Origin of the sequence: Streptomonospora wellingtoniae, from assembly GCF_031845375.1 — a bacterium.
Classification (GTDB): domain Bacteria; phylum Actinomycetota; class Actinomycetes; order Streptosporangiales; family Streptosporangiaceae; genus Streptomonospora; species Streptomonospora wellingtoniae.
Map to the genome: position 1 here is coordinate 1 of NZ_JAVREK010000063.1, position 976 is coordinate 976.

The window sequence follows — 976 nt, forward strand, 5'->3', positions numbered from 1 at the left end:
AGATCTATTGGTTCATCATGGGGAGTGCCCGCGGCGGTTTCGACGGGAACCACCGCGGGCCGGGGCGCCGGAGTGACTCTTACAAGATCTGTCCACGTGACATCGCGTTGACCTGTCCACCGGCGCCCCACGACGGGCCCGGCTACCCCGGGGTGACCTGATAGAAGGCTGCGAACACCCGCAATAGATATGTCCCCCGGGCCCGCCGGGCCCGACCGCCTGATCCCGTCACCATCGCAGTCGAGGAGAACAGGACCCCCTTCATGGTGACAGTGGGCATCGACCCCCACAAGCGCGTCTGCTACGCCGCCGCCGTCGACGCGGCCGGGCAGCGCATCGGGCCCGTGCACAAGAACGCCGGCGCCCGCGATCTGAGCGCCCTGCTGGCGTGGGCCCGCAGCCTGGGCGAGCCCGCCGGGATCGTCTGGGCGATCGAGGACGGGCGCGGCCTGGCCCGGCCCCTGGCCGACGCGCTGCTGCTGGCCGGGCACCGGGTGGTGTGGGTGCCCGCCCGCGCCATGGCCGCCCACCGGCGCCTGCGCAACCGCACCGGCGCCAAGTCCGACGCCATCGACGCCGCCGCGGTGGCCCACGCCGCCATGGCCGCCTCCGACGCGGCGCCCCACCGCATCGACCCCGGGGTGCGCACGCTGCGGCTGCTGGCCGATGCCCGCGCCGACCTCGTCGCGCGCCGCACCCAGGTCGCCAACCGCATCATCGCCTGGGCCCACACCTGGCTGGACCACACCCCGGGCGATCTGGGCCGCCCCAAGGGCCGGGCCGCGCTGGCGGCGGTCCTGGAGACCGCCGGCCTCGACACCCAGGCGCAGGAGGTGCTCACCGGCGCCCTGGCCGAGGCGGGCGACCTCAGCGCGCGCATCGCCGGGCTGGAGGCCCGCATCCGGCACCTGGTCGAGCCCCTGGCCGGGCACCTGCTGGCCATCCCCGGCATCGGCCCCGTCTCGGCGGCGGTGCT

1 protein-coding gene is annotated in these 976 nt (G+C 75.2%); it reads left to right on the forward strand.

Translation table 11 applies throughout. The annotated features are described in order from the left end of the window. Positions 1 to 263 precede the first annotated feature (263 nt). A partial coding sequence (locus RM446_RS24630) for an IS110 family transposase (RefSeq protein ID WP_311547831.1) occupies positions 264 to 976 on the forward strand: 713 nt, incomplete at its 3' end.